The sequence below is a fragment of the Streptomyces viridochromogenes genome, from assembly GCF_001270495.1.
Taxonomy (GTDB): Bacteria; Actinomycetota; Actinomycetes; order Streptomycetales; family Streptomycetaceae; genus Streptomyces; species Streptomyces viridochromogenes_A.
In genome coordinates this window covers 1-8,118 of sequence record NZ_LGUR01000033.1, presented here as the reverse complement: position 1 = coordinate 8,118, position 8,118 = coordinate 1, and the positions used below count along the sequence as shown (strand labels likewise).

The 8,118-nt window shown below is 69.4% G+C and carries 5 protein-coding genes and 1 riboswitch; of the genes, 4 read left to right on the top strand and 1 reads right to left on the bottom strand.

Annotation, left to right across the window (positions count from 1 at the left end):
- Positions 1-362 precede the first annotated feature (362 nt).
- From ADK36_RS05935 to ADK36_RS05925, 3 genes are all read left to right on the top strand, one after another.
- Complete coding sequence (locus ADK36_RS05935) at positions 363-2,321, top strand: APC family permease (RefSeq protein WP_048587437.1); 1,959 nt, start codon at positions 363-365, stop codon at positions 2,319-2,321.
- Positions 2,322-2,423: 102 nt separating this feature from the next.
- Positions 2,424-2,945 carry a hypothetical protein gene (locus ADK36_RS05930; protein ID WP_053196606.1) on the top strand — a complete coding sequence of 174 codons (522 nt, stop codon included), beginning with the start codon at positions 2,424-2,426 and terminating at the stop codon, positions 2,943-2,945.
- A 132-nt stretch (positions 2,946-3,077) separates the two neighbouring features.
- Positions 3,078-3,497, top strand: coding sequence for a TOBE domain-containing protein (locus tag ADK36_RS05925; RefSeq protein ID WP_048587435.1), 420 nt, complete (start codon positions 3,078-3,080; stop codon positions 3,495-3,497).
- A gap of 69 nt (positions 3,498-3,566) precedes the next feature.
- On the opposite strand, the gene gcvP is transcribed toward ADK36_RS05925, so the two are convergent.
- Complete coding sequence (gene gcvP, locus ADK36_RS05920) at positions 3,567-6,452, bottom strand: aminomethyl-transferring glycine dehydrogenase (RefSeq protein WP_048587434.1); 2,886 nt, start codon at positions 6,450-6,452, stop codon at positions 3,567-3,569.
- A gap of 176 nt (positions 6,453-6,628) precedes the next feature.
- Positions 6,629-6,725, bottom strand: a riboswitch (glycine riboswitch).
- A gap of 113 nt (positions 6,726-6,838) precedes the next feature.
- On the opposite strand from gcvP, the gene ADK36_RS05915 reads away from it, so the two are divergent.
- Positions 6,839-7,246, top strand: coding sequence for a PRC-barrel domain-containing protein (locus ADK36_RS05915; protein WP_048587433.1), 408 nt, complete (start codon positions 6,839-6,841; stop codon positions 7,244-7,246).
- Positions 7,247-8,118 lie beyond the last annotated feature (872 nt).

Below are 8,118 nucleotides of genomic sequence, written 5' to 3'. Positions count from 1 at the left end.
CCCCATGCCCCGCCCCGGCCCGCCCGCCCCGGCCCCGTCGACAGCGACACCGCCGCCACCGCCACCGCCGCAAAGCGCACACGGCGTGACTCTGCGTATCCACCCCCGCAAGACAGCCCTGCATCCCGCATACAGCCCATCCACCGCCCACCCACCGCACAACCACCGCCCAACGACCCCCGGAACTCGCATCTTGCTGTGCGACCCGCTCCGACATGGCGAGTCTTAACGGAAGCTTGACGCCACCAACCCTCCGATCCATGGGCCCGTGCGTCACTCTCTGCTTACGCTGGTGCCGCCGTCCGCGTGATGGCCGGAACCACACGCCGACCCGCGTCGACCCGCACATCAGGAGCACGCCGATGGCCACGACCGAACACCCCCCGCCCAGTCGCGTGCGCGCCTGGATGCTGGAGGGTCTGTCCGACATGGGCAAGGGCCAGGGCCGAGCGGAGGAAGAGCCGACCGAGTCCAAGCTGGAGCACAAGGGCCAGCCCTGGTACCGCGTCATGTGTCTCACCGGCGTCGACTACTTCTCGACCCTCGGCTACCAGCCGGGCATCGCGGCCCTCGCGGCGGGCCTGCTGTCCCCCATCGCCACGATCGTGCTCGTGATCGTCACTCTGGCGGGAGCCCTGCCCGTGTACCGGCGGGTGGCCGAGGAGAGCCCTCACGGCCAGGGCTCGATCGCGATGCTGGAGCGGCTCCTGACCTTCTGGAAGGGCAAGCTCTTCGTCCTGACCCTGCTCGGCTTCGCCGCCACCGACTTCCTGATCACCATCACCCTGTCGGCGGCCGACGCCTCCACCCACCTGGTCGAGAACCCGCACCTGAACAGCGCACTGCACGACAAGCAGATGCTGATCACCCTCATCCTCGTGGCTCTCCTCGGCGCGGTCTTCCTCAAGGGCTTCCTGGAGGCGATCGGCGTCGCCGTCGCCCTGGTCGGCGCCTACCTCGTGCTGAACGCCGTCGTCGTGGCCGTCGGCCTGTATCACGTCGCCACCGAGGGACACGTGGTCACCGACTGGTCCAACGCCCTCACAGCCGAACACGGCAATGTCTTCGTCATGATCGGCGTGGCACTGATCGTCTTCCCCAAACTCGCGCTCGGCCTCTCCGGATTCGAGACCGGCGTCGCCGTGATGCCGCACGTCAAGGGCGACCCCGGCGAGACCGAGGAGCAGCCCAAGGGCCGGATCCGGGACACGAAGAAGCTGCTCACCACCGCCGCCGTGATCATGAGCTGCTTCCTGATCGCGACGAGCTTCATCACCACACTGCTGATCCCTGAGAAGGAGTTCGAGTCGGGCGGCCAGGCCAACGGCCGCGCGCTGGCGTTCCTCGCCCACGAATACCTCGGTGGCGCCTTCGGCACGGTCTACGACGTCTCGACGATCGCCATCCTGTGGTTCGCCGGCGCCTCCGCCATGGCCGGGCTGCTCAACCTGATGCCCCGCTATCTCCCGCGCTACGGCATGGCACCGCACTGGGCCAGGGCCGTGCGCCCCATGGTCATCGTCTTCACCCTGGTCGCCTTCCTGGTCACCTGGATCTTCGACGCCGACGTCGACGCCCAGGGCGGCGCCTACGCCACGGGCGTGCTGGTCCTCATCAGCTCCGCCGCGATCGCCGTGACCATCGCGGCCCGCGAGGCCGGCCAGCGGAACTGGTTCATCGGCTTCGCGGTCATCTCGGCGGTGTTCCTCTACACGACCGTGGTGAACGTCATCGAACGCCCCGACGGTGTGAAGATCGGCGCCTGCTTCATCGCCGGCATCATCCTGGTCTCGCTCCTGTCCCGGCTGGCCCGCGCCTTCGAGCTCCGCGTGACCGACGTGACGCTGGACGACATGGCGGAACGTTTCGTCAGGGACATGGCCAGCCGCAAGATCCGGTTCATCGCCAACGAGCCCGACCGGCGGGACAAGGCGGAGTACCGCGACAAGATCGAGCAGATCCGGGCCGACAACGACGTCCCCGGCCAGGAGGACTTCGTCTTCGTCGAGGTGACGGTCACCGACCCGTCCGAGTTCGAGGCCGGCCTGACCGTACGCGGCGAGGTCCTGCACAACCGCTACCGCGTCCTGACCCTGGAGTCCTCCTCCATCTCCAACGCCCTGGCCGCGCTGCTCCTGCACGTCCGCGACACCACCGGCTGCATCCCGCACATCTACTTCGAGTGGACCGAGGGCACCCCCTTCGCCAACTTCCTGCGCTTCTTCCTCTTCGGCCAGGGCGAGGTCGCCCCGGTCACCCGCGAGGTGCTGCGCGAGGCCGAACCCGACCGGGAACGCAGGCCCCGGGTGCACACCGGCTGAAACGGCCGCGGCCATCAGGATCGCGTCAAGGTTGCGCCGTAAGGCGTCAGAGCGCCGCAGGGACAGGGCCGTTCCGACGCTGTGGCCCCTACCGTCTGCACTGTGCAGGGAAGCGGACCGCGTCCGGCCGCGACCGGCGACCGCCACTGGCGTGGCAGCGCCCGGTTCGCCCTGGGCTGCGCCCTGGCGTTCCTCGGCATGACCCTGCTGGTCGACCTGGACGGGGAGAGCCTGACGCCGGCACGCACCCTGCTGTGGCTGGCCCTGACCGCCGTACTCTTCACCATCCTCCTCCCCCAGCGCGTGACCGCCGGCCCCGGCTGGCTGGAGGTCCGTGGCCTCGTACGACGGCAGGCGGTGCGCACGGACGAGCTGGTGGCCGTACGTCAGCACGGCCGCGTCTCCGCCCTCCTGACCCTGCGCGACACGGACGGCTGCCGCCTGGACCTGGACCCACGGATCCTGGTCGCCAACCCCTTGCTGTGGCACGAGTTGGACACCGGGGTACGCCGCTCACGGGAACGCGGCACGCTGCTCGAAGGCACGGACGTACTGGAGCGGCTGGGGCACCAGATCGACGACGCGACGGTGCAGGCGGTGCTGAGAGCGTCGGGCTTCTTCTGAACGGCGTGCGCCGCAATGGCGGCCACCGCACGTGACCGGGCGCCCGACGCCACTACGGTAGGGACGAGCGTCCGCAAATCCACATAATTCCTACGTACCGCGCGATACCCCACCGTCTGCGAGGCGTCCCACATGAGCCTGAGCACCCGCAACCAGCTCCCCGGCACGGTCACGGCCATCACCCCCGGCGAGGTCATGGCCACCGTCAAGGTCCACCTCAACGGCGGCCAGGACCTCACCGCGGCGATCACCCTCGACGCCGTCGAAGACCTCGGCCTGGCCGAAGGAACCGCCGTCACCGCTTTGGTGAAGGCAACGGAGATCTCCCTCTCCACCACCCCGATCAAGGGCCTGTCCATCCGCAACCAACTCCCCGGCACGGTCACCGGCATCGCCACGGGCGGCGCGATGGCATCGGTCAAGATCGCCGTGGAGGGCGCCGCTCTGACGGCGGCCATCACCAGGGACGCCACCACCGACCTGGCCCTCTCCCCCGGAATGCCGGTCGTCGCGCTGGTCAAGGCGACGGAGGTGGCGCTGACCACGGCATGAACGCACAAGGGCTCCGCCCCGGCCACCTGCGGCCGGGGCGGAGCCCTTCGTATGCCTAACGCCTGTACATCAGCCTTCGTACGCATCCATCGGCGGGCAGGAGCACACCAGATTCCGGTCACCGAAAGCCTGGTCGATCCGGCGCACCGGCGGCCAGTACTTGTCGGCGACCGACACACCGGCCGGGAACACGGCCTCCTCCCGGCTGTACCCGTGCTCCCACTCGCCGCCCAGCGCGCCCGCGGTGTGCGGAGCGTTCCGCAGCGGGTTGTCGTCGGCCGGCCAGTCACCCGACCCGACCTTCTCGATCTCCGCACGGATGGCGATCATCGCCTCGCAGAAACGGTCGAGTTCGTTCAGGTCCTCGGACTCGGTCGGCTCGATCATCAGAGTCCCGGCCACCGGGAACGACATCGTCGGCGCGTGGAAGCCGTAGTCGATGAGCCGCTTGGCCACGTCGTCCACGCTCACCCCGGTCGCCTTGGTCAGCGGCCGCAGATCGATGATGCACTCGTGCGCGACGAGCCCGCCCGGCCCCGTGTAGAGCACCGGGTAGTGCGGCTCCAGCCGCTTGGCGATGTAGTTGGCGGACAGCACGGCCACCTGCGTGGCCCGCTTGAGCCCCTCGCCACCCATGAGCCGTACGTACGCCCAAGAGATCGGCAGGATCCCCGCGGAACCCCAGGGCGCGGCCGAGATCGGCCCGACACCCGTCTCCGGACCGGCGGCAGGCTGCATCGGGTGGTTCGGCAGATACGGCGCCAGATGCGCCCGCACACCGACCGGCCCGACACCCGGACCGCCACCGCCATGGGGAATGCAGAAGGTCTTGTGCAGATTCAGATGCGAGACGTCGCCGCCGAAGTGGCCCGGCTTGGCAAGTCCCACAAGGGCGTTGAGGTTGGCGCCGTCGACGTACACCTGCCCGCCGGCCTCGTGCACCTGCGCACAGATGTCGGCGACGTGTTCCTCGAACACACCGTGCGTCGACGGATACGTGATCATCAGCACCGACAGCTCGTCGCGGTACTGCTCGATCTTCGCCCGCAGATCCTCGACGTCGATCTCACCGTCCCCGGCGGTCTTCACGACGACGACCTTCATGCCGGCCATGACGGCGCTCGCGGCATTGGTGCCATGAGCGGAGGACGGAATCAGACACACGGTCCGCTGCTCGTCCCCGTTGGCCCGGTGGTACCCGCGTACGGCGAGCAGACCGGCCAGCTCACCCTGGGACCCTGCGTTGGGCTGCAACGACACCTTGTCGTAGCCGGTGACCTCGGCGAGACGTTCCTCCAGCTCGCGGATGAGCGTCAGATAGCCCTGCGCCTGCTCCGCGGGGGCGAAGGGGTGCAGCTGCCCGAACTCCGGCCAGGTGACCGGCTCCATCTCGGTGGTCGCGTTCAGCTTCATCGTGCAGGACCCCAGCGGGATCATGCCCCGGTCCAGCGCGTAGTCGCGGTCGGCGAGCCTGCGCAGGTAGCGCAGCATCGCGGTCTCGGAACGGTACTGGTGGAAGACGGGGTGCGTGAGGTACTCGTCGCTGCGCAGCAGCCCGCCCGCAAGAGCGTCCTCGGTCCCCGCGTCCAGCGCCTCGATGTCCCCCTCGACCCCGAACGCCGTCCATACGGCACCCAGCTGGGCCCGGTTCGTGGTCTCGTCGCAGGCGACGGACACGTGGTCGGCGTCGACGAGGTGCAGATTGACGCCGTTCTGCCGAGCTGCGGCGACGATCTCGGCGGCCTTCGAGGGCACCCGTACGGTCACCGTGTCGAAGTAGGAGCCATGCACGACCTCGACGCCACCGGCAGCGAGCCCGGCGGCCAGAACGGCGGCATACCGATGAGTGCGCCGGGCGATGCCGCGCAGCCCCTCGGGCCCGTGGTAGACGGCGTACATCCCGGCCATGACAGCGAGCAGCACCTGCGCCGTACAGATGTTGCTGGTCGCCTTCTCCCGCCGGATGTGCTGCTCACGCGTCTGCAGCGCCAGCCGGTAGGCCTTGTTCCCATCGGCGTCCACGGACACACCCACGAGCCGCCCCGGCAGGCTGCGCGCGAACTTCTCCTGTACGGCCATGTAGCCGGCGTGCGGACCGCCGAAGCCCATCGGCACACCGAACCGCTGCGTCGTCCCGACCGCGATGTCCGCCCCGAGCTCACCGGGCGACTTCAGCAGCGTGAGCGCGAGCAGATCGGCGGCGACGGTGACGAGAGCGCCAAGCTCATGGGCCTGCTCGATGACGGGCTTGATGTCCCGTACGGCACCGGACGCGCCCGGGTACTGCAGGAGCACACCGTTGATCTCACGCGAGGCGAGGTCGGCCGGAATCCCGCCGCTCAGGTCAGCGACGACAACCTCGACCCCCGTGGGCTCGGCCCGGGTCTCGATCACGGCGACAGTCTGCGGCAGCACATCCGCGTCGACCAGGAACAGCCCCTTCTTGTTCTTGCCCATGCGCCGGGACAGGGACATGGCCTCGGCCGCCGCCGTCCCCTCGTCGAGCAGCGAGGCGCCGGAGGTCGGCAGCCCGGTGAGGTCGGCGACCACGGTCTGGAAGTTGAGAAGCGCCTCGAGCCGCCCCTGCGAGATCTCGGGCTGGTACGGCGTGTAGGCCGTGTACCAGGCCGGATTCTCCATGACGTTCCGCAGGATGACCGGCGGCGTGAAGGTCCCGTAGTACCCGAGCCCGATCATGGAATCGAGCACCTGATTGCGATCGGCGAGCGACCGCAGCTCGGCGAGCACCTCGGCCTCGGTCCGCGCCCCCGGCAGATCAAGAGAGTCGGCGTTCTTGATCACATCCGGCACGGCGGCGGCGGTGAGCTCGTCGAGCGAGCCGTACCCGACATGCGCGAGCATCTTGGCCCGAGCCTCATGATCAGGACCAATGTGGCGCTGCTCGAAAGGGATCCCCTGTTCGAGCTCGGAGAGCGGAATGCGATGGGCGGTCATTGCGGAGGCCTCCTGGTCTGACACGACCTTCGAGGGGCACCACGGCGCGGGTACCCGGACGGCCTCCCCCTCTGTCATCTCAACCTGAGAGCTTCACCGGGTCACCACAGGGTTCCCGGTTTTCACCGTCGGTGAGAGCGGAGGCCATCGACACCCGCCCTGCTTTCCAGAGTGACCTCGTCCGTGCGGTACGTGTGCCTGAGAGATTCCGGGGAGGATTTGCTCCTTCGGCGCCTCCGGATGGTGTCCGGAGGACTCTCCCGCACGGGGTCAGCAGCCGCTAGCAAGCCTACCAGCGGGGTCAACGCACGAACCTTCGAGTGGCCGCGCTCCCCAATGTGCCTTTTCGTAGTGCTTACGGATGAGTTGCGACCAGTGGAGGGCCCGTGCAGACCGACATCGATCCGCGCAATCTGATCGGCCGCAAGGCCTTCGACCGCAACGGCACCAAGATCGGCACCATCGACGAGGTCTACCTCGACGACGCGACCGGAGTCCCGGAATGGGCCGCGATACGCACCGGCCTCTTCTCCCGGGACGCCTTCGTCCCCCTGGAGCCCAGCGAACTGGTGGAGGGCGCCCTCCAGGTCCCCTTCGACCGCGCCCTGATCAAGGACGCCCCCGACTTCGGCGTCGGCCGCCACCTCTCCCCCGAACAGGAACTCCAGCTCTACCACCACTACGGCCTCGACGTAGCCCCTCCGTCCCCACCCCCGGACCACGACTTCGGCAACCTGGCAGGCACGGAGACCCCAGAAGACAACGGCCCCAGACCAACCCACCCACACCCCTGACCACCACCCACCGGCACAGCTACGGCCGCCCCCTGCAGGACGAGCAGCCCACCCACGGACCCACCTCCAGCCGTCCCGCCCCAGGACCCAAGGCTGCGGCCCCACCTCGTGCTGCGCCGCCCCGCCGCCACAGCCCCGACTCCCCGCCATGCACAGCCGCAGACCCGCCTCCAGCACGCGCGCCCGCAGGCACCTGAACTCGGACCACCTCACAGCGTGCGAAGCTGCAGCACCACCTCAGGCTGCGCCACCCGCCGCCACACCAGCACACCACCTCAGACCCGACCGCCCGAGGCCCACAGCCGCACACACGCCTCGAGCACGGACCGCACCACCAGCACGACTGCCGAAACCACCCCAAGACGGCCCGTCCCCCCGCCACAGCACGGACACCCAACAGGACAGGCAGCCCACCGGCACAGCGCCGGACACCCCCAGAACGCCCACCCAGCCTGCGCGCCTGTCGACACCACTCCAGGAACGGCCACCCCACCGACACAGCGACCGGCACCCCCAGGACGGACCACCACCCGGCCTACGCTCCCGTCGACACCACCGCAGGAACAGCCACCCCACCGACACAGCGGCGGACGCCACCTCAGGCGGCCCACCCCAGCCTGCGCAGCCGCCCACGACAGCCCGCCCCATCGGCCCCAGCAACGGTCGGACGCCCGAACGGCCCGGCCCCACAGACATAGCTGCCGCGGCCCGCAGCACGCGCGCCCGCCCCACAACAAGCGTAGCTGCGGGCAGTCGTGCCGCTGGGGCGGCACGGGTGGGCGCAGCGGCACCCCGCTGGCGCGGGCAAGCCTTCCTCCCCCGGCCCCCCCACCCACCCTGGTGAGCAATACCCCGCACGCCCACTTCCACCC

Coding starts and splice junctions, on each gene's coding strand:
- ADK36_RS05935 (WP_048587437.1), top strand. CDS start 363: ATGGCCACGACCGAACACCCCCCGCCCAGTCGCGTGCGCGCCTGGATG.
- ADK36_RS05925 (WP_048587435.1), top strand. CDS start 3,078: ATGAGCCTGAGCACCCGCAACCAGCTCCCCGGCACGGTCACGGCCATC.
- gcvP (WP_048587434.1), bottom strand. CDS start 6,452: ATGACCGCCCATCGCATTCCGCTCTCCGAGCTCGAACAGGGGATCCCT.